At 70.3% G+C, this 25091-nt stretch carries 18 protein-coding genes; 8 read left to right on the top strand and 10 right to left on the bottom strand.

The window, feature by feature from the left end:
• Window positions 1–56: 56 nt before the first annotated feature.
• The 3 genes from D457_RS0105095 to D457_RS0105085 all read right to left on the bottom strand — a co-directional run bounded on the left by D457_RS0105095 (window position 57) and on the right by D457_RS0105085 (window position 3273).
• Window positions 57–689, bottom strand: a complete 633-nt coding sequence (locus D457_RS0105095; RefSeq protein WP_026116347.1) for a regulatory protein RecX — start codon at window positions 687–689, stop codon at window positions 57–59.
• Complete coding sequence (gene recA, locus D457_RS0105090; RefSeq protein ID WP_017579564.1) at window positions 682–2898, bottom strand: intein-containing recombinase RecA; 2217 nt, start codon at window positions 2896–2898, stop codon at window positions 682–684. The genes D457_RS0105095 and recA overlap by 8 nt, the downstream gene beginning before the upstream one ends.
• Window positions 2899–3078: 180 nt before the next feature.
• The gene (locus tag D457_RS0105085; protein ID WP_026116346.1) at window positions 3079–3273 is read right to left on the bottom strand and encodes a DUF3046 domain-containing protein; all 195 of its coding nucleotides are present in this window, start codon (window positions 3271–3273) and stop codon (window positions 3079–3081) included.
• A gap of 129 nt (window positions 3274–3402) precedes the next feature.
• On the opposite strand from D457_RS0105085, the gene D457_RS0105080 reads away from it, so the two are divergent.
• The 3 genes from D457_RS0105080 (at window position 3403) to D457_RS36725 (ending at window position 10378) form a co-directional block, all read left to right on the top strand.
• Window positions 3403–7974 carry an ATP-dependent helicase gene (locus tag D457_RS0105080; RefSeq protein ID WP_017579562.1) on the top strand — a complete coding sequence of 1524 codons (4572 nt, stop codon included), beginning with the start codon at window positions 3403–3405 and terminating at the stop codon, window positions 7972–7974.
• A gap of 110 nt (window positions 7975–8084) precedes the next feature.
• Window positions 8085–8564, top strand: a complete 480-nt coding sequence (locus D457_RS0105075; RefSeq protein WP_026116345.1) for a GNAT family N-acetyltransferase — start codon at window positions 8085–8087, stop codon at window positions 8562–8564.
• 101 nt (window positions 8565–8665) lie between these two features.
• Complete coding sequence (locus tag D457_RS36725) at window positions 8666–10378, top strand: serine/threonine-protein kinase (RefSeq protein WP_051072870.1); 1713 nt, start codon at window positions 8666–8668, stop codon at window positions 10376–10378.
• A gap of 90 nt (window positions 10379–10468) precedes the next feature.
• Here the strand turns inward: D457_RS36725 and D457_RS0105065 are convergent, their stop codons facing one another.
• Window positions 10469–11683, bottom strand: coding sequence for an ROK family transcriptional regulator (locus tag D457_RS0105065; protein WP_026116344.1), 1215 nt, complete (start codon window positions 11681–11683; stop codon window positions 10469–10471).
• 264 nt (window positions 11684–11947) lie between these two features.
• On the opposite strand from D457_RS0105065, the gene D457_RS0105060 reads away from it, so the two are divergent.
• The 5 genes from D457_RS0105060 (at window position 11948) to D457_RS0105040 (ending at window position 17678) form a co-directional block, all read left to right on the top strand.
• Entirely contained in the window at window positions 11948–13240 is a 1293-nt protein-coding gene (locus D457_RS0105060; RefSeq protein ID WP_017579559.1) for an extracellular solute-binding protein, read from the top strand.
• A 247-nt stretch (window positions 13241–13487) separates the two neighbouring features.
• The gene (locus tag D457_RS0105055; RefSeq protein WP_017579558.1) at window positions 13488–14468 is read left to right on the top strand and encodes a carbohydrate ABC transporter permease; all 981 of its coding nucleotides are present in this window, start codon (window positions 13488–13490) and stop codon (window positions 14466–14468) included.
• Window positions 14465–15346 (top strand): carbohydrate ABC transporter permease, encoded by an 882-nt coding sequence (locus D457_RS0105050; RefSeq protein ID WP_017579557.1) that lies wholly within the window; start codon window positions 14465–14467, stop codon window positions 15344–15346. Before D457_RS0105055 ends, D457_RS0105050 begins: the two co-directional genes overlap by 4 nt.
• A 151-nt stretch (window positions 15347–15497) precedes the next feature.
• Window positions 15498–16964: a glycoside hydrolase family 3 protein gene (locus D457_RS0105045; RefSeq protein ID WP_017579556.1), complete on the top strand. Its 1467-nt coding sequence runs from the start codon at window positions 15498–15500 to the stop codon at window positions 16962–16964.
• A 249-nt stretch (window positions 16965–17213) separates the two neighbouring features.
• Window positions 17214–17678 carry an RrF2 family transcriptional regulator gene (locus D457_RS0105040; RefSeq protein WP_017579555.1) on the top strand — a complete coding sequence of 155 codons (465 nt, stop codon included), beginning with the start codon at window positions 17214–17216 and terminating at the stop codon, window positions 17676–17678.
• A 114-nt stretch (window positions 17679–17792) separates the two neighbouring features.
• Here D457_RS0105040 and D457_RS0105035 read toward each other — a convergent pair whose 3' ends face one another.
• The 6 genes from D457_RS0105035 to D457_RS0105010 all read right to left on the bottom strand — a co-directional run bounded on the left by D457_RS0105035 (window position 17793) and on the right by D457_RS0105010 (window position 24952).
• On the bottom strand, window positions 17793–18149 hold the full coding sequence (locus D457_RS0105035; protein ID WP_017579554.1) for a helix-turn-helix domain-containing protein: 357 nt from the start codon (window positions 18147–18149) through the stop codon (window positions 17793–17795).
• Between the two features lie 159 nt (window positions 18150–18308).
• A complete protein-coding gene (locus D457_RS0105030) occupies window positions 18309–18848 on the bottom strand; it encodes a CinA family protein (RefSeq protein ID WP_017579553.1) in 540 nt (179 codons plus the stop codon).
• A 5-nt stretch (window positions 18849–18853) separates the two neighbouring features.
• Window positions 18854–19477 carry a CDP-diacylglycerol--glycerol-3-phosphate 3-phosphatidyltransferase gene (gene pgsA, locus D457_RS0105025; protein ID WP_017579552.1) on the bottom strand — a complete coding sequence of 208 codons (624 nt, stop codon included), beginning with the start codon at window positions 19475–19477 and terminating at the stop codon, window positions 18854–18856.
• Window positions 19474–20922, bottom strand: a complete 1449-nt coding sequence (rimO, locus tag D457_RS0105020) for a 30S ribosomal protein S12 methylthiotransferase RimO (RefSeq protein ID WP_017579551.1) — start codon at window positions 20920–20922, stop codon at window positions 19474–19476. Before rimO ends, pgsA begins: the two co-directional genes overlap by 4 nt.
• Window positions 20923–21119: 197 nt before the next feature.
• Complete coding sequence (locus D457_RS0105015; protein WP_193374446.1) at window positions 21120–22307, bottom strand: helix-turn-helix domain-containing protein; 1188 nt, start codon at window positions 22305–22307, stop codon at window positions 21120–21122.
• A gap of 158 nt (window positions 22308–22465) precedes the next feature.
• The gene (locus D457_RS0105010) at window positions 22466–24952 is read right to left on the bottom strand and encodes a DNA translocase FtsK (protein WP_026116341.1); all 2487 of its coding nucleotides are present in this window, start codon (window positions 24950–24952) and stop codon (window positions 22466–22468) included.
• Window positions 24953–25091 lie beyond the last annotated feature (139 nt).

Below are 25091 nucleotides of genomic sequence, written 5' to 3'. Positions count from 1 at the left end.
ACGGCAGGGTGCCCACCCGCCCAGACGTTCCAGCCGAGTGCTTCTGGACCGCGGGGTCAGAACTCCCCGGAGTCCAGGTCGGCTTCCAGGCCCTCCTGCTCCAGTTCCTCGCGGACGATGCGGTAGGAGAGGCCGCCCGGGTAGCCCTTGCGGGCCAGGACGCCCAGGGCCCGGCGGATCCGGGCCTCCTTCTCCTTGGTGCGGCTGCCCCGCAGGCTCTTGCGGGCCAGGGCACGGGCACCGTCCTGTTCGTCCTCGTCGCTGACCTCGGCGACCGCCTCGCGGACGGTCTCCTCCTCCACGCCGCGGGTGCGCAGCTCCTGGGTCAGGGCACGGCGGGACAGGTGTCGGCTGTACTGCCGTGAGTTGACCCAGGCCTGAGCGAAGGCCGCGTCGTCGATCAGCCCGGCCTCGTCGAGGCCGTTGAGGACCTTCTCCACCACCTCGTCCGGGTACTCCTTGCGGTGCAGGGAGCGTTCAAGCTGGGCGCGGGTGCGCGGGGAGTGGGTGAGCATCCGCAGGACGAGGTTCCTGGCCTTGTTCTCCAGGTCTGCGTTGTCCTCGGTCTGCCCGTTACCGGGGTCCTCTCCGGGCGGGCCAATCCCGCCCGGAGGGGTTTCCTCGTCGGCGCTCACCGGATCGGTCTCGGCCGTTCCGGTACGGTCAGCTGACCAGCGCCGCTCACGCATCCGGGGTGGCGGCCTTGGTGGTCTTGACGGCGGGGCGCTTGGCGGGGGCCTTGGCTTCCTCGGGCTTGGCCGGGTCGGCCTTGGCCTCGTCCTTGGCGGGGGCGGAGGCACTGTCATCACCCGAACCGGGAATGCCCAGCTTCTCCTTGATCTTCTTCTCGATCTCCTTGGCCAGGTCCACGTTCTCGCGCAGGAAGTTGCGGGCGTTCTCCTTGCCCTGCCCGAGCTGGGTGCCGTCGTAGGTGTACCAGGCGCCGGACTTGCGCACGATGGCGTGCTCGACGCCCAGGTCGATGAGGCTGCCCTCGCGGGAGACGCCGACACCGTAGAGGATGTCGAACTCGGCCTGCTTGAAGGGCGGCGCGACCTTGTTCTTCACGACCTTGACGCGGGTGCGGTTGCCGACCGCGTCGGTGCCGTCCTTGAGCGTTTCGATGCGGCGTACGTCCAGGCGGACCGAGGCGTAGAACTTCAGCGCCTTACCACCGGTGGTGGTCTCAGGGCTGTTGTGCACCATGACGCCGTCGACGAAGTAGTTGTGGTTGCCCTCCACCTCGATGTCGAACTTGTGCATGCTGCGGGTCTCCGGCTTGACCTGGATGTCCAGGATTTCAGAGGCCACCAGACGTTCCACTGGCTCGGAGACTTCCGGGGTCACCTGGCACTGGCCCTGGTAACGCGGCAGCAGCTTGTAGGCCATGGACTCGTGCACGTACGGCGCCACCAGCTTCTGGAACTGCGCGCTGGCGGCCGTGGTGAACTGGATGAAGTACTTGCGCGCACTGCCACGCGCGACCAGCTTGACGTCAAGGTCGTGGGTGTCGCGCAGGTAGTCCACGAGCCGATCCCGGGTTCCGGGGCTCATCGCTTCGACACAGATCTCGATACGGCCGCTGCCACCCTCGGTTCGGACCTGCATGCCCTTGGACCGCACGGTGAAGCAACCATCGTCCATGTACCAGACAGCCAACGCCATCGGGGTGAGCGCCTTGATGTACTCCCAGCTCAGGTGCTTCTTTCCGTCCCCGAAGTACACGGCTTCACGCAACTCTGCGAGCTCGGGCAGCGGGGTGAAGTCAGCGAAGACCGCTTCCTTGTCATTGCTGGTCCGGCTGCACCCGATGTTGCCGAGCAGGGAGACCTTCCAGTCGAGGTAGTCGGCCTGCGCCGCCCCGTGCCCCATCCTGAAGCGCGTTCCGTCACGCCCACTGGTGTTGGGGGAGAGGTTTCCGTCGCCCATCAGGGAGCCGAAGACCACCTGTCGCTGCTGCTCGTTGAGGTAGTGCGTTTGCGCGGTGAGCACCCGGTCACCGGGAAGGAGCTCTCCGGCCTCACGCCATCCGCCCGGGGTCCGAACGAGGTGGTTGGGTGTCGCGGCGAACTGGGAGCGCCCGTTCTTGCCCGAACGGGCCACGGTGAACTGGAGGAAGTGGTCAGCCACGCCGTTGTCGAACCAGTTGACGACACGACGGGGGACGACCTCGTCCCGTTCGGGGTCGTAGGAGAGGACCTCCACGTCCATCTTCTGGTTGACGATCTTGCCGATCTTCTCCTGCGTACCGTCGGCGAGGGTCACCCGGGTGCTGTAGTTCATGCACCCGAACATCACCCCTACCTTTTCCCGGAGCTGGTTGATGAAGATCGCGGTGGTGCCGGTGGTGTGCAGGGCACCGGCGATCTTGCGCAGCGCCTGGGACATGAGCCGGGCCTGGAGGCCGACGTGGCTGTCGCCCATCTCGCCCTCGATCTCGGCGCGGGGCACCAGGGCGGCCACGGAGTCGATCACGATGATGGAGACGGCGCCGGAGCGGATGAGCATGTCGACGATCTCCAGCGCCTGCTCACCGGTGTCCGGCTGCGAGAGGAGGAGGTTGTCGGTGTCGACGCCGATCTTCTTGGCGTACTCGGGGTCCAGCGCGTGCTCGGCGTCCACGAAGGCGGCAATGCCGCCCATCTTCTGGGCGCTGGCCACCGCGTGCAGGGCGACGGTGGTCTTACCACTGGACTCGGGGCCGTAGACCTCGACGACCCTGCCCTTGGGCAGGCCGCCGATACCCAGCGCGACGTCCAGGGCGATGGCGCCGGTGGGGATCGCCTCGATCGGCGGGCGCTCGTCGTCGCCCAACCGCATGATGGAGCCCTTGCCGAACTGCCGCTCGATCTGCGCGAGCGCTGTCTCGAGAGCCTTGTCTTGGCCTGCTGCTGCCACGGGGTTCCCCTGTTGGGTTGATGTCTTTTTCTTCATGATGGAAAGACGCTACGCGGTCGGTACGACAATCGCGACGCTCGACGTCCGGGTGCCGAAAACCCAGAATACCCGAACTCATGTTCGAAGTCCGGCGCAAACCCCGACCATCTCGGTTTTTACGTGTGGCGGGGTCCGCTGAGGTCAGCGGACAGAGGCGGGAAGGTCGAACGCGTCACACACGGCGCGCCAGACCTCCTTGACCCCGATGCCGTCGGCCAGCGCCTGGTTGATGGTGCGGGAGCCGAGCTGCTCGATGACGAAGTCCTTGGCGAGGCTGTGTGCGTAGCCCTCCCCGAACTGGGCGTGCATGTTGTTCCAGAAAGCTGTGAGTCTCATCGGCTCCAGTATGGGTGACCGGGGCAAGCGCCGGGGAGTTGTCCACAGGACGGGTCCGGGCGGTTCTCCGGCGGCCCCGGCCCCGGGTGTCCTCCCCGGTCTGTCGGAGCCCTTGGGCAGACTGGCGGGATGAGCGGAGCGCGTGACCCCCTGGAACCCTTCGGAGCGGCGACCCGGGCCTGGTTCGAACGGGCCTTCCCGAACGGCCCCACCCAAGCCCAGACGCAGGCCTGGCGGGCGGTCTCGGCGGGCGACGACACCCTGGTGGTGGCGCCGACCGGCTCCGGAAAGACGCTGTCGGCCTTCCTGTGGTCTCTGGACCGGCTCACCCACGCACCCATTCCCGAGGACCGCGCCAGGCGTTGCCGGGTCCTGTACGTGTCACCGCTCAAGGCCCTGGCGGTGGACGTGGAGCGCAATCTCCGCCAACCGTTGGCCGGGATCGCGGCGGCGGCCGAGGCTTCGGGCGAGAGCCTGTCCCCGGTCACCGTGGGCGTGCGCACCGGGGACACCCCCGCCCAGGAACGGCGCCGGATGGCTACCCACCCGCCGGACGTGCTCATCACTACCCCCGAATCCCTCTTCCTGGTGCTCACCTCCAAGGCCCGTGAAGGGCTGGCCGGGGTGGAGACGGTCATCGTCGACGAGGTGCACGCCCTGGCCGGGACCAAGCGCGGCGCGCACCTGGCGCTGAGTCTGGAACGCCTGTCGGAGCTGCTGGACCGCCCGGCCCAACGGATCGGCCTGTCCGCCACCGTCCGCCCGCGCGAGACCGTCGCGGCGTATCTGAGCGGCACGGGTGCGAACGGCACCGCGGCCGGGCCCGGCGACGCCACGATCGTCGCGCCGCCGGACACCCCGCACATGGAGCTGCGGGTGGAGGCCCCGGTACCGGACCTGGACGATCCGGGCAGCCCGCCCGCGACCGCCGAGGGCCTGCCCCCGGACCCGCGCACGGGCAACACCATGGCCCGGGGTTCGGTGTGGCCGCACGTGGAGCGTCGGGTCCTGGAGCTGGTCGAGGCGCACCGCTCCACCATCGTGTTCACCAACGGCCGCCGCACAGCGGAGAAGCTGTGCGCACGGCTCAACGACCTGTACGCCGAACGCGTCGACGGCGGTCTCCCCGAGGAGGAGGTCGCCGCGCAGGTCATCGCGCAGTCCGAACAGAGCCGGGGCGGGGCACCGGTGATCGCCCGCACCCACCACGGGTCGATGTCCAAGGCCGAGCGAGCGCTCGTCGAGGACGACCTGAAGGAGGGGCGGCTGCGCTGCGTGGTGGCCACCTCCAGCCTGGAGCTGGGCGTGGACATGGGCGCGGTGGACCTGGTGGTCCAGGTGGCCGCTCCGCCGTCGGTGGCCAGCGGGCTCCAGCGGGTCGGGCGCGCGGGGCACCAGGTGGGCGAGACCTCGCGCGGGGTGTTCCTGCCCCAGTACCGGGGCGACCTGCTGGCGACCACCGTGGTGACCGAGCGAATGCGTGCGGGCGGGATCGAGCGGCTGGAGATGCCGCGCAACCCCCTGGACGTGCTCTCGCAGCAGGTCGTGGCGATGGTGTCCATGGACGATCGGCCGGTGGCGGAGCTGGCCGCCCTGGTCCGGCGGGCGGCCCCCTTCGCCGACCTGGCCGACTCGGTACTGGCGTCAGTGCTGGACATGCTGTCGGGCCGCTACCCCTCGGACGAGTTCGCCGAGCTGCGCCCGCGGGTGGTGTGGGACCGCGAGGAGGACGTGCTGCGGGCCCGGCCGGGCGCCCAGCGGCTGGCGGTGATCAGCGGCGGTACCATCCCGGACCGGGGCCTGTACGGGGTCCACCTGGCCTCGGACACCGGCGGGAAGGCGCCCACCCGGGTCGGTGAGCTGGACGAGGAGATGGTGTACGAGTCGCGGGTGGGCGACGTGTTCGTGCTGGGTTCGACCTCGTGGCGGATCGAGGCGATCACCGCCAACCGGGTGATGGTCTCCCCCGCGCCCGGGCGGCCCGGCCGGATGCCGTTCTGGAAGGCGGACGCGCTCGGTCGACCGGTGGAGCTGGGGCGCGCGGTCGGCGCCATGACCCGTGAGCTGGCCGGACGCGACCACGATGCCGGGCGTGAGCTGGCCGCCGCAGCGGGGCTGGACGGGTGGGCCGCCGACAACCTCGTGGAGTACGTTGCCGAGCAGCGGGAAGCCACCGGGAGTGTGCCCGACGACCGCACGGTGGTGATCGAGCGCTTCAAGGACCAGGTGGGCGACTGGCGGGCGGTGGTGCACTCCCCGCTGGGCGCACGCGTGCACGCGCCCTGGGCGCTGGCCATCGCCGGACGAATGCGCGAGCGGTTCGGTACGGACGGTCAGGTGGTGCACGGCGACGACGGGATCGTGCTGCGCCTGCCGGACGTGGAGCTGGGCGGGATCGGCCGGGCGGGCGAGCTGGCCGACCTGGTGTCGATACCCCCGGAGACGGTGGAGGCGCTGGTCATCGACGAACTCACCGGGTCGGCGCTGTTCGCGTCCCGGTTCCGCGAGTGCGCGGCGCGGGCGTTGCTGCTGCCCCGGCAGCGCCCGGACCGGCGGATGCCGCTGTGGCAGCAGCGGTTGCGGTCCCAGCACCTGCTTTCGGTGGCGGGCCGGTACGGGTCGTTCCCGATCGTGCTGGAGACGGTGCGCGAGTGCCTACGGGACGTGTTTGACGTGCCCGCGCTGGCGGAGGTGCTCTCCGACGTGCGGGCGCGGCGGGTGCGGGTGGTGGAGGTGGAGACCCGGCAGGCTTCGCCGTTCGCCCGGTCGCTGCTGATGGAGTACACGGCGGCGTTCCTGTACGAGGGGGACGCCCCGGCCGCCGAGCTGCGTGCGCAGGCGCTCACCCTGGATCCGTCGCTGCTGGCGGATCTACTCGGCAGCGCGGACCTGCGGGAGCTGCTGGACCCGGAGGTGGTGGCGCACACTGGCGCCCTGTTGCAGCGGGTGGCCGCCCCGGTGAAGGACCTGGAGGGCGCCGCCGATCTGCTGCGGGAGGTGGGCCCGCTGAGCACCGCGGAGGCGGCCGAGCGGGGTGCGCGCCAGGAGTGGCTGTCCGAACTGGCGTCGGTCGGGCGCGCGGTGCGGATGCGGGTGGCCGGGGCCGAACGCTGGTGTGCTGTGGAGGACGTGGCGCGGCTGCGCGACGCCCTGGGCGCCGAACCGCCGCCCGGGGTGCCCGCCGTGTTCCTGGAACCGGTGGCGGCACCGGTGGCGGACCTGGTGTCCCGGTACGCGCGCACGCACGGGCCGTTCACCTCGGCGGAGGCCGCTGAACGGCTGGGTCTGGCCGCGGACGTGGTGGAGGGCGCGCTGCGGGAGCTGGTCCGGCGCGGCCGGGTGGTGCGGGGCGGGTTCCGGCCCGGCGGCGCGGGCACCGAGTGGTGTGACGACGACGTGCTGCGCCGGTTGCGGCGGGGGTCGGTCGCCCGGCTACGTCGGGAGGTCGAGCCGGTGGCCCCCTCGGGGCTGGCCCGGTTCCTGCCGCTGTGGCAGCGGGCCGTGCCGGGTGAGCGGCTGCGCGGCCCGGACGCGGTGTTCGAGGCGGTGGAGTCGTTGCGGGGCGCGCCCCTGGTGGCGTCGGCTTTGGAGTCGACGGTGCTGCCCGCACGAGTGGAGGGCTACTCCCCGGCCGGGCTGGACGCGCTCACCCAGGCCGGTGAGGTCGTGTGGGCCGGTACCGGGACGCTGCCGGGTGAGGACGGCTGGTTGGCTCTGGTCCCCGCGGATGAAGCACCCCTGCTGCTGCCCGAACCCTTCTCTCCCCAGGAGGGCACACTGGCCGAGACCGTCCTGGAAGTGCTGCGGGAGGGCGGGGCGCTGTTCTTCCGTGACGTTGCCGACCGGGTGGCCCGGGCTCTGGGCGGGGCGGTGGTCTCCGACGCCGATCTGGTGGCGGCCGTGTGGGATCTGGTGTGGTCGGGCTGTGTCACCAACGACACCCTGGCCCCGCTGCGCGCGGTGCTGGGCGCCGGGCCCGCGCCGCGCCGGTCCTCCTCCCGCGCCCGGCGGCGCCCGGTGATGCCCACCCGTTCGGGCCCGCCCACGGCGGCGGGCCGCTGGTCGGCACTACCGGTGCCCGATCCGGACCCCACCCGGCGCACACTGGCCCGGGTGGAGGCCCGGTTGGAACGCGACGGGCTGCTGCTCAAGGGGCGGCAGGGGCGGGGCATCTCACCGGACGAGTACCGGGTGCTGCGGTCGATGGAGGAGGCCGGACAGGTCCGCCGGGGCTACTTCGTGGAAGGGTTGGGCGGTGCGCAGTTCGCCCTGCCCGGCGCGGTGGACCGGCTGCGGGCCGTCTCCGGTGCGGAACCCGGTGACCCCGAAACCCCGGTGGTGCTGGCCGCCACGGATCCCGCGAACCCGTTCGGAGCGGCGCTGGCCTGGCCGGCCGGTTCGGAGGGCATCGCTCAGTCGCATCGCCCGGGGCGCACGGCGGGAGCACTGGTGGTGATCGATGGTGGCCGACTCACCCTCTACTTGGGCCGGGGCGGGCGCTCGGTGCTGACCTTCGGTTCGCCTCCGGCGCTGCTGGATCGGGCCGCCCGCGCCGTGGCGGAGCTGGTGCACACGGGTGCGGTGGAGTCGTTGACGGTGGAGCGCGCCGACGGCGCGGAGGTGTTCGGCACCCCGGTGGACACCGCACTGGTGTCGGCGGGCTTCCACGTGACCCCGAAGGGTCTGCGCCTGCGCCGCTGAACCCCGGAGGCCCGCAAAACCCCTGGCAGAATCTGCCGGGTTCCGCGAGGATCACCCCTGGCCTGCGAACCGACAGTGTGGAGGTGGCCTTGTCAGCCGTGATCCGTCCGATGGAACCCGAGGACGCCGACGAACTGGTGGAGGTCTCCCTGGCGGCGGACACGCTCTTCGCCGACGCCGGGCTCGAACTCCCGCCGGACGATCCCCGGGAGATGCTCGGCCACGTGGAACGGGTGCTGGTGGCCGTGGCCGAAGGCCGGGTCCGCGGACTGGCCGCGACCGTCACCCTGGACGGGACCACCCACCTGGAACAGCTCGCCGTCCACCCCGACCACGGGCGGCGCGGGATCGGCGGGGCCCTCCTAGAAGCGGTCTGCGCCGACGCGGCCGATGCCGGGCGCGACCGGGTCACCCTCACCACCTTCCGGGATCTGCCCTGGAACCGACCCTGGTACGAGCGCCGGGGCTTCGCCGTGCTCCCCCGGGCGGAATGGGGCCCCGACCTGGCCCGTCAGTGGGAGGCAGAGGAGACTGCCGGGATCATGGTCCGCCCCCGGACCGCGATGGTCCGGGCGCTGCCGGTCCGCTGACCCCGGCTGCCGCCCCGCCGCCAACCTCTGCCTGAGTGCGGCTTTCGCACCAGCACTCACCTGGGGTTTGTCCGGGTTCGGGAGTTTGGGAAGATGGTTGCATGGTCCCCACTGATCCCCCCGATCCCTCAGGTCCCACTCAGAACCTCTCCGAGCACGGCCAGCGCAGGTCCGTGGGCCGCTACGAGCTCCTGAGCGAACTGGGTAGCGGTGCCATGGGCACGGTGTGGCGCTCCCATGACACCGGCCTGAACCGGGTGGTCGCGATCAAGGAGGTCCACCTCCCCTACGACATGCCGCCCCGCGAGCGCGAGCGCGCCCGGGCGCGGGTGGTGCGCGAGGCACAGGCGGCGGCGCGGATCGCCCACCCGTCGGTGGTGACCGTGCACGACGTCCTGGAGGAGGACGGCGTCCCCTACATCGTCATGGAGCTGCTGGACGGCGAGTCGCTGAGCGACCGGCTCAAGCGTTCGGGGCCGATGAGCGAGGCCGAGGTGGAGCGGATCGCCCGCCCGCTGCTAGGCGCCCTGTGGGCCGCGCACAGGGCCGGGGTGATCCACCGCGACGTCAAGCCCGCCAACATCATGCTCACCGAGAACGGCGCACGCCCGGTGCTGACCGACTTCGGGATCGCCAACCTGCCCGACCACGGGGGCACAGCGCTGACCGGTACGGGGACCATCCTCGGTACCGCGGCCTACGCGGCACCCGAGCGGTTGGAGAACGATGAGACCAGCGCGGTCTCGGATCTGTGGAGCCTGGGCGCGACCCTGTTCGCGGCCCTGAACGGGGAATCGCCCTTCAAGCGGGACACGCTCACCTCGACCCTCACCGCGGTCCTGACCCAGCCCGTCCCGCCGGTGCCCGCCGGTGGCCGGTTGGCCTCCGTGGTGGGTCGGCTGCTGGAACGGGACCCGCGGCGACGCCTGCTCCCGGAGCAGGCGCTGACCGTGCTCGACGCCCCCGAGGCTGAGCCGCACCGCTCGGATTCGGGGCCGCCCCGGCCCGTGAGCGCGAACATGTCGGCCGCCGCTGCCTCCTTCGTGGCACCGCCCGGGGCCGTCTCGACCCCTGTGGCCCAGGCGGCCCCGACCCCGCGGCGGTCACGTGCGCCGTTGTGGATCGGCGGCGCCGCGGTCCTGGCCCTGCTGGTCCTGGTCGGGCTGACCCTGCGCGCCGTGCTGCCCGGTTCCGAGGGGACCGAGGTGGCCGCCGACGGCGTTCCGGCCGCACAGGAGCCGTCCCCGACGCCCTCCCCTTCCCCAAGTGAGGAACCCACCGCCGAGACGACTGAGCCGGTCACCGACGACACCCCCGAGGGCTTTGCCCACTACAGCGACGGCGTGGTCAAGTTCGTCCTGCCCGAAGACTGGGAGGTCCGGGACGGTGATGCCGGCGGCGGGGGCAGCTCGGCGGTCCGGTTGACCTCCCTGGAGCTGGAGACCGGGGTGGAGACCGGTACGGCGACGGTCGTGGTCACCGAGTACGACTTGCTCGTCTACAACGCCGAGGGCGCGATGCAGCGGATGCAGACGCTGCTCGAGGAGGACGACTCCTACAGCGACGTGGAGCAGCAGCGGCTGGAACCGGTGCGGGTGCCCCCCGGGATGGAGGGCGCCGTCTACGAGGTGCTCTTCCACCACGAGGAGCGCGAGGTGCCAGGCCGCTGGATGTTCTCCAAGTCGATCACCGACGAGGACCGCCGCCTGTCCTACCGGCTGAGCTTCAACTTCCCCGCCGAACTGCGCGAGGAGTACCAGGACGACTTCCAGACGATGATCGACTCCTTCGCCCCGGACCCCGGCGACGACTGACCGGGCCCTGGGCGGACAGCGCTCCGCGCCCCGGCGGGTGAGGGTGCCGGGGCGCGGACCGCTGTCCTGACAACTATCGAGCCTTCAGGGTCAGACCGTGGAGGAGAACACCTCGTCGCGCGCGTGTTCCAGGGCGTGCAACAGCGCGCCCCGCACGACCGGGCTGCCCTCGACCGAACCCAGGGCCACCTCGGTGACGTTGGGCGCTATCCGCGCGGTGGCCGCCTGGACACGCTCGGCGAGCTTGGCGCCGCCCGCCTTGGCGACATCGCCGCCCAGCACGACCAGCCCGGGGTCGATGATCACGCTGACCGCGGCCACACCCCGGGCGAGCCGGTCGGCGAAGGCGTCGAGGAAGGCGTCGCTCTCGGGGCTGTCGGAGGCCGAGGCTGCGGCGACGACCTCGGTGACGTCGCCACCGGTGATGCCGTGCTCGGCGGCGAGCTTGACCACCTGCTTGGCCTTGACCAGGGCCTGGAAACCGTGCGGCAGTTCCCGGTCCCCCTGATCCTGGAGGGACTCGTATCCTCCGGACAGGCCGAGGTCCACCGGCATCGGCGCGCCGGGCACCGGCAGGTAGCCGATCTCGCCCGCACCGCCGGAGCGGCCGCGGTGGATGCGGCCGTCGATCATCGTGGACATACCGACACCGCCCGCGGCGCTGAGCCAGATGAGCACGAACTCGTCGACGCCCGTGGCCGCGCCCTCGGAGTGCTCGGCCAGGGCGGCCAGGTTGACGTCGTTCTCGAGCATGACCGAACGCTTGAGGTCGGCGCGCAGGGCCTCCAGGACGCCCTCGTGCCAGGACATGAGGTCGAAGGAGAAGCGGATGTCTCCGGTGCGGGGGTCGACGACGCCGGGGGTGCCGATGACGCAGGCGCGGACCTTGTCCAGGGGGACCCCGGCGGTCTCGACCAGGCGCATCACGGCGGTGTGCACGAGGGCGACGGGGTCGTCGGAGGCGCTGGGGTCGACCGTGACGTCGCTGATGATCTGGCCGGTGATGTCGGCGATGGTGGCGGTGACCCGCCCCGCGCTCACGTCGAGGACCGCCACGTAGGCGCTCTCGGGGACCACGGCGTAGAGGGCGGCGTTGGGTCCGCGCCCGCCCGCCTGGCTGCCGACGACCCGCACCAGGTCGCGTTCCTCAAGACGGGACAGGAGTTGGGAGGCCGTCACCTTCGACAGGCCGGTCCTCGTCCCTAGTTGGGTCCTGGTCAGCGGACCACCGGATAGTAGGAGTTCCAGTGCTGCGCGGTCGTTGAGCTGGCGCAGCAGCCGGGGAGTCCCCGGACGTTGAGACATAACCGTGACACCTCACCCTGTTTTTATTAGGAAAGTTTCCTGTTAATTTAGCTCACAACCTCACAGGAGGTCACGTCCCGGCAGGTCCGCAACGATTTTCGGACCACCGGTACCCGCGCCGGAGGGGCGGCCCAAAGCAGTGCAGTGCTGTCTCAGCACACCCCCACCAGAGACATCGAGACAACCGGATCTGTCCATGATCCCAGGTTGTTTCGGGCACAGGCGCCGAGCCCCGGCGCGTCGTGCGAAGGGAGATAGGTTCACATGAGGTTCTCCAAGATCGCTTTGGCTTCGGCCGTGGTCATGCTCGCGGCCGCTTGCGGCGGTGGTTCCGATGACGGCGACGGCGGCGGCAACGCTTCCGGCGACGCACCCGACACCCTGACCGTGTGGCGCATGGGTGACGCCAACGAAGACCAGAACGCCTTCATGGACACGGTGACCGAGCAGTACCAGGACATCCACCCGGACACCGACGTCGATGTCCAGTGGATTCCCTGGGGCGAGTTCAGCCAGCGTTTCCAGACCGCTATGGTCTCCGGCGGCCCCGACGTCGTCGAGATCGGCAACGACCAGGTCGCCACCTGGGCCGAGGCCGAGGCCCTCTACGACGTCTCGGAGTACGTCGAAGGCTGGGACGAGGCAGAAGACCTCCTCGAAGGAGCGTTCGCGAACGGCACCTTCGGCGACGCCCAGTACAGCGTGCCCTGGTACAGCGGCGTCCGCGCCCTCTGGTACAACACGGACTGGCTCGACGAACTCGGCCACGAGGCACCGGAGACCTGGGACGATCTGCTCGAGGTCTCGGCGGATATCGAGGACGAGTACGGCGTTCCCGGTTTCGCCGCACCGACCGACTTCATGAACGGCATCGCCAGCTTCGTATGGGCCAACGGCGGCGACTTCGCCACCCAGGAGGGTGGTGCGTGGGTCGGCCAGCTCGAGTCCGACGCCACCTCCGAGGCCCTGGAGTTCTACGCGGGTCTCACCGTCGACGGTGTCTCCCCGAGCGCCTGCATCGGCCTCAACGAGGTCGACTGCGCCCACGCCGACTTCGTCAACCGTGAGATCGGCATGTTCATCGACGGCCCCTGGGCCAAGCCCCAGCTGGAGGAGCTCAACGACGAGCACGCGGACCAGTGGGCCACCGCGCCCATCCCGGGCACGGACGGCATGGCCCCCGCCTTCGGCGGCGGCTCCGACCTCGCCGTGTGGGGCACCTCTGAGTACCCCGAGGCCGCGTTCGACTACATCACCGTGCTGAACAGCAAGGAGAACGCACTGCCTTACAACGAGGTGTCGTCGATGTTCCCGACGTTCGAGGACGTCCTGGAGAGCGACGCCTTCCAGGAGGACCCGGTTTTGGCCGGTGCCGCCACCCAGGCCACCGGTGACCTGCGCCTGTTCCCCGACACCGCCAACTGGGGCCACGTCCAGTGGGAGCTGGCCACCATCCAGAACGCAGTGCAGCGCCTGGCCGAGGGCGAGTCCGCGGACGACGTCCTCCCCGAGCTGAACGAAGAGCTCACCGAGGCGCTCAACCGCGACGAGGAGTAGCCACCACCGCGTGTTCGCCACGCACGCACCGAAGGCATGTTCCGCGGACACACACCCTGCTGCGCATCGCCCCAGCGGCACTGTCACTGCGTTCTCCTCAGTCGACAGCCAAACCCGGGTTGACTCCTTCGTCGGCCTTGTGCCAGCACCACTGGTACGCCGCTCGCGACGGGCAGCATCCACGGAACACGCCAGGGGCGGCCGCCCGCACGGCGGCCGCCCCCGCTCAACCCGCCAGGAACGGCTCATGACACAAACGCTGGAACGCCCCACGGAGCCCGAGGCCCAACGGCCCGGGCGGAGGTCGGGCCTGTCGCGCCGCACGCGCCTCAGGTTCGTTCCCTACTTCCTGATCCTGCCCGCACTGACCGTGCTGGCCGTGGTTCTGCTCTGGCCCATCGGCCAGATGCTGTACATCTCGCTGCACGACTACGGCCTGCAGCAGCTGCGAGGGCAGGAGGCCGAATGGAACAACTTCGGCCACTACATCTACGTGCTCACCGACGAGCGCTTCTGGTCGGTCTTCCGTAACACCATCATCGTCTGCCTGTCCATGGTCGTCCTGACGATGATCCTCGGAACACTCGTCGGCATCCTGATGCACAAGCTGCCGAAGTGGGCCTCCACCACCCTGGGCCTCGGCCTGATGCTGGCCTGGGCCACACCCGTGATCAGCGCCGCCATCGTCTACCGCTGGCTGTTCGACACCAGATACGGGCTGGTCAACACCATCCTCAACAGCCTGCCGACCTGGCTGGTGGGGTCGGGCTGGAACGAGTTCAACTGGTTCAACTCACCGGAGACCCTGTTCCCGATCCTCATCATCACCGTGGTGTGGCAGTCGTTCCCGTTCGTGGCCATCAGCGTTCTGGCCGGGCTCAAGAGCATCCCGAACGAGCTCTACGAGGCCGCGCGCATCGACGGCGCGAGCGCCTGGCGCAGCTTCTGGAACGTCACCTTCCCGATGCTGCGGCCGCTCTTCGCACTGCTGCTCATCCTCCAGGTGATCTGGGACTTCCGGATCTTCACGCAGCTGTTCATCCTGGCCGGCGGCATCACCAACCGGGACATCCACCTCATCCCGACCTACATCTTCCAGCTGGGCTTCGCCTCGACCCCGCCCAACTACGGCATGGGGTCGGCGATCGCCGTGATCATGACCGTCCTGGTACTCGTGATCAGCGCTTACTACCTGCGCGCCATGATCCGCCAGGAGGAGACCCGATGAACAACGTGTACCGTCTGCGCAAGAGGCTCGGCAGGGGCGGCGCCTACCTCGCCGCCCTCGCGGTCTTCATCTTCGCGGTCTTCCCCGTCTACTGGGTCCTGGCCACCGCGCTGCGTCCCACCGGGGAGATCTTCACCCGTGAGCCCACTCTCTTCCCACGCGAGATCACCTTCGAGCACTTCGAGCGGGTCCTGTCGGGCGTGCTCATCCCCGGCACCTCCTTCTGGTCGTTCCTCACCAACAGCCTCATCGTGACCGTGGGCTCGGTGGCCTTCGCCGCCCTGCTGGCCCTACTGGCCGCGATCGCCGTGGCCAGGTTCAAGTTCAAACTGCGCTCGGCGTTCATCATCATGCTGCTGGTGATCCAGATGGTCCCGGTCGAGGCACTGATCATCTCTCTGTTCATCAACTTCTTCCACCTGGGTAACGCCCTGGACCTGGAGCTGGTCGGCAACCTGACCGGTGTGTTCGTCATCTACATCGCGGTCGCACTGCCGATCACCATCCTGATGATCCGCAACTTCGTGTCGGCGGTGCCCAAGGAGCTGGAGGAGGCCGCGGCCATCGACGGCGCCAGCGGCTGGACGATCTTCTGGCGCGTCCTGATGCCGCTGGTCGCACCGGGCCTGGCAGCCGCGAGCATCTTCGCGTTCATCACCGCGTGGAACGAGTTCCTCGTCGCCTTCACGTTCCTGCAGAACAACACCGGCGCCTACACCCTGCCGATCTCCCTGCAGTACTACTTCGGCGCGGTGTCCATCGAGTGGGGGTCGATCATGGCCGCCTCGACCCTGCTGACCGTCCCCGTGATGATCTTCTTCCTCTTCGTCCAGCGCCGCATGGTCTCCGGCCTGACCATGGGCGCGGTCAAGGGCTGACCGCCCCAACACCGCCGGGGCGGGCTCCACCAGCCACACCGACCAACCACACCGGAGCCCGTCCCGGGACCGCACCACCACCAACGCCCCCCTTTCCCCGCCACGCGTCTGCCCTCGCCCGGGCACCTCTGCTCACCGAACGGAGTTCGTCATGCCGCACGACCCGACACTGGAGCGTCTGGCCAACGCCACGCTGCTGGTGCCCTTCGAGTCCCTCCAGGCCCCCCGATGGATCTTGGACGGGCTCGCGGACGGGATCTCCGGCGTCTGCCTGTTCCACAACAACCTGGAGAGCCCCGAGCAGGTCACCGCGCTCAACGCGAGCCTGTGCGAGGCCACGGACACCCCGCTGATCTCCCTGGACGAGGAGGGTGGCGACGTCACCCGCATCGGCCAGGCCCGGGGCAGCGACTACCCCGGCAACGCGGCCCTGGGCGCGGTGGACGACACCGACCTCACCCGGGCCACCCTGCGCGCGCTGGGCGTCCAGCTGTCCGGCATGGGCTTCAACATGGACCTGGCGCCCTCGGTGGACGTCAACGTCGCCGACGACAACCCGGTGATCGGCACCCGTTCCTTCGGGTCCGACGCCGAGCTGGTCGCCCGGCACGCCGCCGCCTCCGTGCAGGGCCTCCAGGAGGCCGGGGTGGCCGCCTGCGCCAAGCACTTCCCCGGCCACGGCGCCACCTCCCAGGACTCGCACCACACGCTGCCCGTGGTGGAGGCCGACGCCGACCTGCTGCGCCGCCGCGAACTACTGCCCTTCAAGGCCGCCATCGACGCCGGGGTCCGTTCCATCCTGACCGCGCACATCGAGCTGCCCGGTCTGGGCGGTGAGGGCCCCGCCACGCTCAACCGCGCCCTGCTCAACGACCTGCTGCGCAAGGAGCTGGGCTTCACCGGGGTCGTAGTCAGCGACGCCATGGACATGCGCGGCGTGAGCGGCGAGATCGGCATCCCCGAGGCCAGCGTGCTCGCGGTGGCCGCCGGCTGCGACCTGCTGTGCCTGGGCCGGTTCGTGTACGCCGACCAGGTCGCCCAGGTCCGCTCCGCGCTGGTCCAGGCGGTGCGTGAGGGCCGTCTGACCGGTGAGCGCCTGGAGGAGGCCGCCGAACGCAACGCCCGGCTGCGCGACTGGGTCAAGGAGTCCGCCAAGGCCAGGACGGCCACGGAGGTGACCGAGACGGTCGGGCTGGCAGGGGCCCGCCGCGCCACCCGGGTGGACGGTGACATCCCGCCGCTGGACAACCCGTACGTGGTCGAGTTCGACGCCCCCGCCGGGATCGCCGTCGGCGAGGTGCCGTGGGGCCTGGGCCCCTGGTTCCGCGACACCGTCCGCCTCTCCCCCGAGGCCGACGAACTCGCCGCGGTGCTGGCCGCGGCCGCCGACCGCGACCTGGTCGTCGTGGTTCGGGACGCGCACCGCTACCCGAGCACCCAGGAGTTCGTCAGTGCCCTGCTCAGCGCCCGGCCCAAGGCCGTGGTGGTGGAGATGGGCCTGCCCATCTGGCGTCCCGACTGCGGCGCCTACGTGAGCACGTACGGTGCCGCGCACGTCAACGGACTGAGCGCCGCAGAGCTCCTCGGCTCCGCGGGCGCCCTCAAGGCCACCCAGTAGGTCCCGGGGCTACTCCCTCTCCGCGACCTTCCTCCGCCGTCGGCCCGGTCCCCCACTCCTCCAGGGACCGGGCCGACGGCCTTCTCCGGATGCGACGGTCTCTCCAGATTTCTGAGAAGCGCCGAACGTCACCCATGTCCCCGAAAGCCGGTAGGAGAAGTACTCTTAACCTGTAGCATCCCGCTCACCGACGAGACTCGTCGGCGGTCGGTGCCCCATTCGCCCTTCTAACCACGGCATAATCACAGCATGCGCCTTTCAGCCCGGGTCGACTACGCGCTTCGCGCGGCCGCAGAGCTCGCTGTCGCCAGCGACGGTCCGGTGACGGCCGAGCAGCTCGCACGCGCGCAGGCCATCCCCGGAAAATTCCTAGAGAACATCCTCACCCAGCTACGCCGTGCCGGTCTGGTGCGCAGTCAACGGGGTCCCGTTGGCGGCTACTGGCTCGCTCGGCCCGCAGCGGAGATCTCCCTCGCGGACATCATCCGAGCGGTCGACGGGCCGCTCGCCAACGTGCGCGGGGAACGCCCCGAACACGTCGATTACGACGGGGCGGCCCGCAGCCTGCAACAGGTGTGGATCGCCCTGCGCGCCAGCGAGCGCGCCATCCTGGAGGGGGTCAACCTCCAGCACCTGGTCACCAACGAACTCCCCGAACAGGTACGTGTCCTGGCCGAGGACCCCGAGGCCTGGGTCAACCACACACACCGCTGAGCGGGCCTCCCGCACGGAGCACCCCATACTCAAGGAGCCGGTCACCCCGCGGGGTGACCGGCTCCTTGAGCGAAAGTTGTGCTGTGCGCTGACGTGTGAACGTGGGGACGGGTGTCAGACACCCGCCATGTCGGCGACCTGGGGAACACGATCCGGTACGGGCGCGATGCCGAGTTCCTGCGCGGGGACGGGGTCGGTCGTGACCGCGTCGCCCAACAGTGCGGCCTCCTGGAGCTCGGCCAGAGCCAGCTGGTCGGAGACCTCTCTGAGTACCTGCGAGAGCGGGACCCCGAGGGCCCCGCAGATCGAGGAGAGCAGCTCGGAAGAGGCTTCCTTCTGCCCGCGCTCGACCTCCGACAGGTATCCGAGGGAAACCCGTGCATCGGCCGACACCTCACGGAGGGTGCGGCCCTGGCGCTGACGCAGCCGCCTGAGGACGTCACCAAGTAGGTGACGAAGCAGGACCATCATTCGCGCTCCCTCCCGCCGGTAGCGACCTTCATATACAACACCGTACCTGCCCCACGCCCGATTCGGGCACCTCTTGCCGTCCTGTTCGCTGGAGGGGGAACCGCATCCGGGGGTGGTTTTGTTCCCGAGCCCCCGGGGGATACGGAGCAGCCGGAGGGATCAGGCCCGGGTGTTTCCCGTCACGTCCCCGCGAACGGCGGTCCTCAGGAGCATCAGCGCACCCTTGACCGTGTCAAGGCGGATACCCGCACGATCACCGGTGAAACTGAACCGGACGACCTGTGTATGTGAGTCCGGTCCCGTCACCGCCGCGTAGACGGTGCCCACGGGCTGCCCGTCCTGGGGCTCGGGCCCGGCCACCCCGGTGACCGCGACCCCGTGGTCGGCACCGGTGAGGCGGCGGACCCCCCGGGCCATGTGGGCGGCGACGTCGGGGTGGACCGCTCCGTGCTCGGCCAGCAGGTCCTCGGGCACGCCCAGGATGGTGGCCTTGGTGTCGGTGGCGTAGGTGACGGCCCCGCCGCGGTAGGTGGCCGAGGATCCGGGGACCGCGGTCAGGTAGGCGCCGATCAGCCCTCCGGTGAGGGACTCGGCGGTAGCGCAGGTGGCCCCGGCCTCCCGGAGGGCTTCATGGGCCGATCTGGCGGCAGCCAACGCCGCCTTCTCGAACCGGAGCCCCACCTCCACCTGTTCGTCCATCGGGGTTACTCCGTGGTCCCGTTCTGGGTGTCCGTGGCGCCCTTGGCCCGCACCAGGCGGACCGCGTCGATCACGTAGGTCAGCCCGGTCCAGAGGGTGACGGCCAGGGCGGCGGCCATGACACCGTGCGCGATCCAGACGAACACGCCGGTGAACGGCAGCAGGTACAGCGGGAACAGGTAGATGCTGATCGCCACGATCTGCAGGACGGTCTTGAGCTTGCCGCCGCTGCTCGCGGGCATGACCCCGTACCGCAGCACCGCGATCCGCAGGAGCGTGATGCCCCACTCGCGCAGCAGGATGGCGATGGTGACCCACCACCACAGCTCGCCCTGGACGGACAGCACAATCAGCGCGGCGCCGGTCAGCGCCTTGTCCGCGATGGGGTCGGCGATCTTGCCGAAGTCGGTGACGAGATTGTGGCGGCGGGCCAGCTCCCCGTCGACGCGGTCGGTGATGGCGGCGATCACGAAGACCGAGAAGGCCGCGAGCTCCCAGCCGAGTCCGGTCAGGAACATGAACCAGACGAAGACCGGCACCATGACCAGGCGGCTCATCGTGAGGATGTTCGCGATGTTCCACAGCGGGGCTTGGGGAGCGGACGAAGCCGCGGGGTCGTGGGTGCTCATCTGTCGCCGGCTTCCCCGTCCTGCTCCGCGACGTCCTGTTCGGCGACGAGGTCGGCGCCCATCGACTGGATGACGGTGGCCCGCACCAGGTCGCCGACGGCGAGGTTCTCGCCGTACAGGATGGTGCTGCCGTCCACCTCGGGCGCCTGGTGCTCGGCGCGGCCCTCGTACGCGCCGTCTTCCAGGACCGTCTCGACCAGGACGGTCACCTCGCTGCCGATGCGTTCCTCGGCCCGCTGGACCATGAGCTCCTCGGTCAGGCGGTTGAGCGTGTCCACCCGCTCGGCCACGACCTCCTCGGGCACCTTGTTCTCGTGCGTGAGCGCCTCGGTGCCGTCCTCGTCGGAGTAGCCGAAGACACCGATGGCGTCCAGACGGGCCTCACTGAGGAAGGAGACCAGCTCCTGGAACTCCTCCTCGGTCTCGCCAGGGAAGCCCACGATGAAGTTGGAGCGGGCTCCGGCCTCCGGGGCGGCCTTACGGGCGGTCTCCAGCAGCTCCAGGAAGCGCTCGCGGTCGCCGAACCGGCGCATGCGGCGCAGCAGCGGGCCGCTGGCGTGCTGGAAGGAGAGGTCGAAGTAGGGCACCACACCGGGGGTGCTGGTGAGCACCTCCACCAGCCCGGGGCGGACTTCGGCGGGCTGCAGGTAGCTGACCCGGACGCGCTCCAGGCCCTCGACGGCGGCCAGGCGCGGCAGCAGCTTCTCCAGCGCGCGCACGTCGCCCAGGTCCTTGCCGTAGGACGTGGAGTTCTCGCTGACCAGGAAGACCTCGCGCACGCCCTCACTGGCCAGCCACTCGGCCTCGCGGACGATCTCGTCGGGCTGGCGGGAGATGTACGCACCGCGGAAGGCCGGGATGGCGCAGAAGGTGCACCGTCTGTCGCAGCCGGAGGCGATCTTGAGGTTGGCGACGGGGCCGCCGGTCAGGCGGCGGCGCGGGGTCGCGGCCCGGTAGGGCAGCTCGGTGCCGTCGGCGCCCTCGGAGTCCGCGAACGAGGCGTGCCCGGGCACGTGGACCTGGGAGGCGTCGCGCTCGGCCGGACTGATCGGCAGCAGGGTGCGGCGGTCGCGCGGGTCGTGCGGGACCAGGGCGCGCCCGGAGACGACGTCGTCGAGCCGGTCGGTGATGGCGGCGTAGTCGTCGAACCCGATGACGTTGGCCTCGGGGAGGGCGTCGGCGAGTTCGGAGCCGTAGCGCTCGGCCATGCACCCCGCGGCGATGACCTTCCCGCCGCCTTCGGCCGCCTCCAGCAGGGTCTCGATGGAGTCCTGTTTGGCGGCGTCGATGAACCCGCAGGTGTTGACGACGGTCACGTCGGCCTTGGTGTCTCCGTCGACGAGGTCCCAGCCGCCAGCGGCAAGGCGCCCGGCGAGCTCTTCGGAGTCGACCTCGTTACGCGCACACCCCAGGGTGACGAGTGAGACAGTACGTCGCGATGACATGGCTTCCAAGCGTGTGGGAGAGCTTCGAGTGGTGCGGGGCGCGGCGCGGCCGGAGGCCGGGGTACCCGGTCGGCTCGTGCTCGCACGAAGGCGTCGACTGGCGCCGCCCGCAGCCCCCCACACTACCGTGGTTGACCAACCCACCCGTACCCCGGCCTCCTGGCACGCGAGCGCGCGCCCCGCCGTGAACGTGCTTGTCAGTTGTCGAAGCCGTCAGCCCCGACAGTGATCTCCCTCACCTCACCGGAGCCCCCGCTGGGGCCCTGGTCCTGTCCGTCGACGGCCACCTCGATCGCCCCGGCGTTGCCCACCCACAGGGTCAGGGGGACCTCGGTGGCGTAATCCCGGGACTCCCCCGCCACGAGGAACCCGGTGAACAGCGCCTCGCCCTCCACCTCGCTGACCTTGACCCAGCTGCGGTCGGTGGCGGTGAGACCGACGGTGAACTCGAACGGCTCCGCTTCGGCCGCTTCCGCCGCCTCGGCAGCAGCGACTGCCTCGGCCGCCGCGGCCCGGTCGTCGGTTTCGGCGGGCTCAGCTGCGGCCTCCTCCGTGATGACCGCGGAGTCCACGGTGTCACCCGTTGCGGAGCCGGCCGACTCGAAGGCGGTCCGGACGGGGTTGCCGTCGTCCCACCCCTGCCAGGTCCGCACGCCCACGAACACCGCGGCGATGAGGATGAGTCCGACCACTGCCCAGGGCCAGTGCCGCCGCACGCTCTCCGCCCGACGGGCGCCGGCCGCAGTTGCGCAGGCACGGGTGGCGCGCGACCGCGGGGCCGCCGCCTTGGTGGCGACCGCTCCGGCCGCGGCCGGTTCGGCGGGCTTGCTGTGCCTGCCGGGTGTCCGCGGCGCCGGCACCTCGGCCGCGGCGGCCCCGGCTCCGGCTCCGGCTCCGGCATTACCGAACCCCTTGGGGCGGTTGCGCCGCGGCGGTCTGGCGAGTCTCTGTTTGCGTTCGAAGTGCCCCCAGCTCTCGGCCCGCTGTTCCGGGTCCTCGTTCACGTCACCGACGCTTCGGGGAACGTCCTGGGGCGCCTCGTGGTCGTCGGTCCCGGTGTGGGCCCGGCCGCCCTGGGCAGCAGCGACCCGGGTCGCCTTGGTTCTGGCCGACGGGTGCCGGGGTGGGGGAACGAAGGTGGGCTTCTCGTTCGAGGCGTGTTCGCGGTCGTACTCCTCCAGAAGCGGCGCGGGGTCAAGCCCGAGGAACTTACAGATCCTCCGGATGTGCCCGCGCGCATAGAAGTCCCCTCCACAGGGGACGAAGTCCTCATTCTCGATGCCCCGAAGGACCTGCATGCGAATCCGTGTACGTGTGCTCAGGTTCTCCAAGGAGCAACCCGCCGCGATACGTGCGGCGGACAGGGTCTGGCCGATCGTCGCCATGCGCACTCCCCCCGCGACTTTCTGTGCCTACGTATACCCACTCTGCTACTCGGAGAGCGTCTAAGCAGGTCACCACGCCCTATGCGTGACTCAAGATCACACCAAATCGGGCGACCCGGACGTGGGGGTGACAAGTGCGGCCAGGGCGGTGCGAGGGCTCAGCCGCCCCTGATGTCGGTGAGTACCGCCGCGAGGTCGTCGGCCTGGACCAGGACGTCGCGGGCCTTGGAACCCTCGCTGGGGCCGACCACGTCGCGGCTCTCCATGAGGTCCATCAGGCGGCCCGCCTTGGCAAACCCGACCCGGAGCTTGCGCTGGAGCATCGACGTGGACCCAAACTGGGTGGTGACGACCAGCTCGACCGCCTGCAGCAGCAGGTCCATGTCGTCGCCGATGTCCTCGTCGATCTCCTTCTTCTTGGTGTCGGCGACCGCGACGTCCTCGCGGTAGCTGGGCTCGGACTGCTTCTTGCAGTGGTCGACGATCCCGCGGATCTCCTTCTCGCTCACCCAGGCGTTCTGGAGGCGGATGGGCTTGCCCGCGCCCATCGGGAGGAAGAGCGAGTCGCCCTTGCCGACCAGCTTCTCGGCGCCGGGCTGGTCCAGGATGACGCGGCTGTCGGCGAGGCTGGAGGTGGCGAAGGCGAGCCGGGAGGGCACGTTGGCCTTGATCAGACCGGTGACGACGTCGACGCTGGGGCGCTGGGTGGCCAACACCAGGTGGATCCCGGCGGCGCGAGCCAGCTGAGTGATGCGCACGACCGCGTCCTCGACGTCGCGCGGGGCGACCATCATCAGGTCGGCGAGCTCGTCGACGATCACCAGCAGGTAGGGGTAGGGCTCGTAGACGCGTTCACTGCCCGGTGGGGCGGTGAGCTCCCCGGTGCGCACGGCGGCGTTGAAGTCGTCCACGTGTCGGTAGCCGGAGGCGGCGAGGTCGTCGTAGCGGCGGTCCATCTCCCCCACCACCCACTGGAGGGCCTCCGCAGCCTTCTTGGGGTTGGTGATGATGGGCGTGATCAGGTGCGGGATGCCCTCGTACATGGTCAGCTCGACCCGCTTGGGGTCGACCAGGATCATCCGCACCTCGTCGGGGGTGGCGCGCATCATCAGCGAGGTGATGAGGCCGTTGATGCAGGTGGACTTACCGGCACCGGTCGCACCGGCGACCAGCACGTGCGGCATCTTGGCGAGGTTGGCCACGACGTTGCTGCCCTCGACGTCCTTGCCCAGACCCACCAGCATGGGGTGGTCGTCCGAAGTGGCCGCCGGGGAGCGCAGCACGTCGCCGAGGCTCACTATGTCCTTGTCGGTGTTGGGGATCTCCACACCGATCGCGGACTTGCCGGGGATGGGCGACTGGATGCGCACGTCGGCGCTCTTGACCACCAGCGAGATGTTCTTGGACAGCGCGGTGACCTTCTCGACCTTCACCGCGGGGCCGAGCTCGATCTCGTAGCGGGTGACTGTCGGGCCGCGGGTGAAGCCGGTGACCTCGGCGTCGATCTTGAACTGCTCCATGACCCCGCTCAGCGCGGCGACCACGTCGTCGTTGGCCTGGGTACGCGGCTTGACCGGGGATCCGGGCTTGAGCATGGTCGGGACAGGCAGTTCGTAGTCGCCCTCCACCACGCGGGAGGGTATGGAGAGCTGCTCAGTGGTGACCGGCGGCGGCGTGGGGTCGGGGACCGGGGCCTTGGCCTTCTTCGCGGGCTTCTTCGGCACGGCGGCCGCGGCGGCCGCGGCCTCCTCCTCGTCGGTGAGGGCGGGGGCGATCTCCGCTTCGGGCTCGCTGGGCAGGACCGGGCTATCGTAGGGGCGCTCGTGGTCGCCCGCGACGGTCTCGGAGGCCGCTGACTTGGGCTTGCGCTTGCGCTTGGCCGGCTTCTTCTCCGGGTCCGCGCCGAGGATGCCGATCCCGGAGTCGGGGCCGGTGTCGCGCTCCATGAGGGCGCCGAACAGGGTCTGCAGGCGGTCCGGGATACGGCGGATCGGGGTGGCGGTGACCACCAGGATGCCGAAGATCAGGACCAGGGCCAGCAGGAGCCCGGTGAGCCAGGGGGTGACGACCGCGCTGAGCGGCCCGGAGGCGACGAAGCCGATGACCCCGCCCGCGTTCTGCAGCCCCTCGATGCCGTCGACGGGCTGCGGGATGCCGTGCGCGATGTGGATCAGCCCGAGCAGGCCGAGCATGATCGCGGTGACCCCGATGGACAGCCGCCCGGCGTCGCCCTCTCGGCCGGAGCTGGGCGTGCGCATCAGTTTCACGGCGATGGGCAGGAAGAGCAGCGGCAGGATCGGCGAGAAGGTGCCGAAGGCGCCGACCACCACGAAACGGGTGGCCTCCAGCAGCGGGCCCTCGCTCTGCCACCACACGGCGGAGGCCACGAGGATGCCCAGGGCCAGCAGGACCAGCCCGATCCCGTCCCGGCGCAGGTCCGGGTCCAGGCCGCGGGCGCTGCGCCCGACCGCGCGGGCCGCCCCGCCCACGGTGTGCGCGATGAGCTTCCACAGCACCAGCAGGAACTGGCCGAAGAGGGTGACCACGTAAGCGATGGGCCCGTCGGGCATGCGCTTCTTCGCGGCGGGCTTGCGGGCAGCGGGCTTCTTGCGCCCTGAACCACCTGAGGAGGCACGCGTGGCCATCGGGGGTCACCTCCACAGGGGACGGGGTCGTTTCCGGGGCCCGGGCACAGCTACCCGGCACGGCGGGAAGCCTACTAAGGCGTCCAGCCCGGAGCACGAAGCCCGCCCGGCGTGTCGTGAGTACGCACCCCGCGCCCCG

Origin of the sequence: Nocardiopsis valliformis DSM 45023, assembly GCF_000340985.1 — a bacterium.
Lineage (GTDB): Bacteria > Actinomycetota > Actinomycetes > Streptosporangiales > Streptosporangiaceae > Nocardiopsis > Nocardiopsis exhalans.
This window is presented reverse-complemented; position numbering and strand designations above follow the sequence as displayed.

Coding starts and splice junctions, on each gene's coding strand:
- D457_RS0105095 (WP_026116347.1), bottom strand. CDS start 689: ATGCGTGAGCGGCGCTGGTCAGCTGACCGTACCGGAACGGCCGAGACC.
- D457_RS0105085 (WP_026116346.1), bottom strand. CDS start 3,273: ATGAGACTCACAGCTTTCTGGAACAACATGCACGCCCAGTTCGGGGAG.
- D457_RS0105080 (WP_017579562.1), top strand. CDS start 3,403: ATGAGCGGAGCGCGTGACCCCCTGGAACCCTTCGGAGCGGCGACCCGG.
- D457_RS0105075 (WP_026116345.1), top strand. CDS start 8,085: ATGGAACCCGAGGACGCCGACGAACTGGTGGAGGTCTCCCTGGCGGCG.
- D457_RS36725 (WP_051072870.1), top strand. CDS start 8,666: ATGGTCCCCACTGATCCCCCCGATCCCTCAGGTCCCACTCAGAACCTC.
- D457_RS0105065 (WP_026116344.1), bottom strand. CDS start 11,683: ATGTCTCAACGTCCGGGGACTCCCCGGCTGCTGCGCCAGCTCAACGAC.
- D457_RS0105060 (WP_017579559.1), top strand. CDS start 11,948: ATGAGGTTCTCCAAGATCGCTTTGGCTTCGGCCGTGGTCATGCTCGCG.
- D457_RS0105055 (WP_017579558.1), top strand. CDS start 13,488: ATGACACAAACGCTGGAACGCCCCACGGAGCCCGAGGCCCAACGGCCC.
- D457_RS0105050 (WP_017579557.1), top strand. CDS start 14,465: ATGAACAACGTGTACCGTCTGCGCAAGAGGCTCGGCAGGGGCGGCGCC.
- D457_RS0105045 (WP_017579556.1), top strand. CDS start 15,498: ATGCCGCACGACCCGACACTGGAGCGTCTGGCCAACGCCACGCTGCTG.
- D457_RS0105040 (WP_017579555.1), top strand. CDS start 17,214: ATGCGCCTTTCAGCCCGGGTCGACTACGCGCTTCGCGCGGCCGCAGAG.
- D457_RS0105035 (WP_017579554.1), bottom strand. CDS start 18,149: ATGATGGTCCTGCTTCGTCACCTACTTGGTGACGTCCTCAGGCGGCTG.
- D457_RS0105030 (WP_017579553.1), bottom strand. CDS start 18,848: ATGGACGAACAGGTGGAGGTGGGGCTCCGGTTCGAGAAGGCGGCGTTG.
- pgsA (WP_017579552.1), bottom strand. CDS start 19,477: ATGAGCACCCACGACCCCGCGGCTTCGTCCGCTCCCCAAGCCCCGCTG.
- rimO (WP_017579551.1), bottom strand. CDS start 20,922: ATGTCATCGCGACGTACTGTCTCACTCGTCACCCTGGGGTGTGCGCGT.
- D457_RS0105015 (WP_193374446.1), bottom strand. CDS start 22,307: ATGGCGACGATCGGCCAGACCCTGTCCGCCGCACGTATCGCGGCGGGT.
- D457_RS0105010 (WP_026116341.1), bottom strand. CDS start 24,952: ATGGCCACGCGTGCCTCCTCAGGTGGTTCAGGGCGCAAGAAGCCCGCT.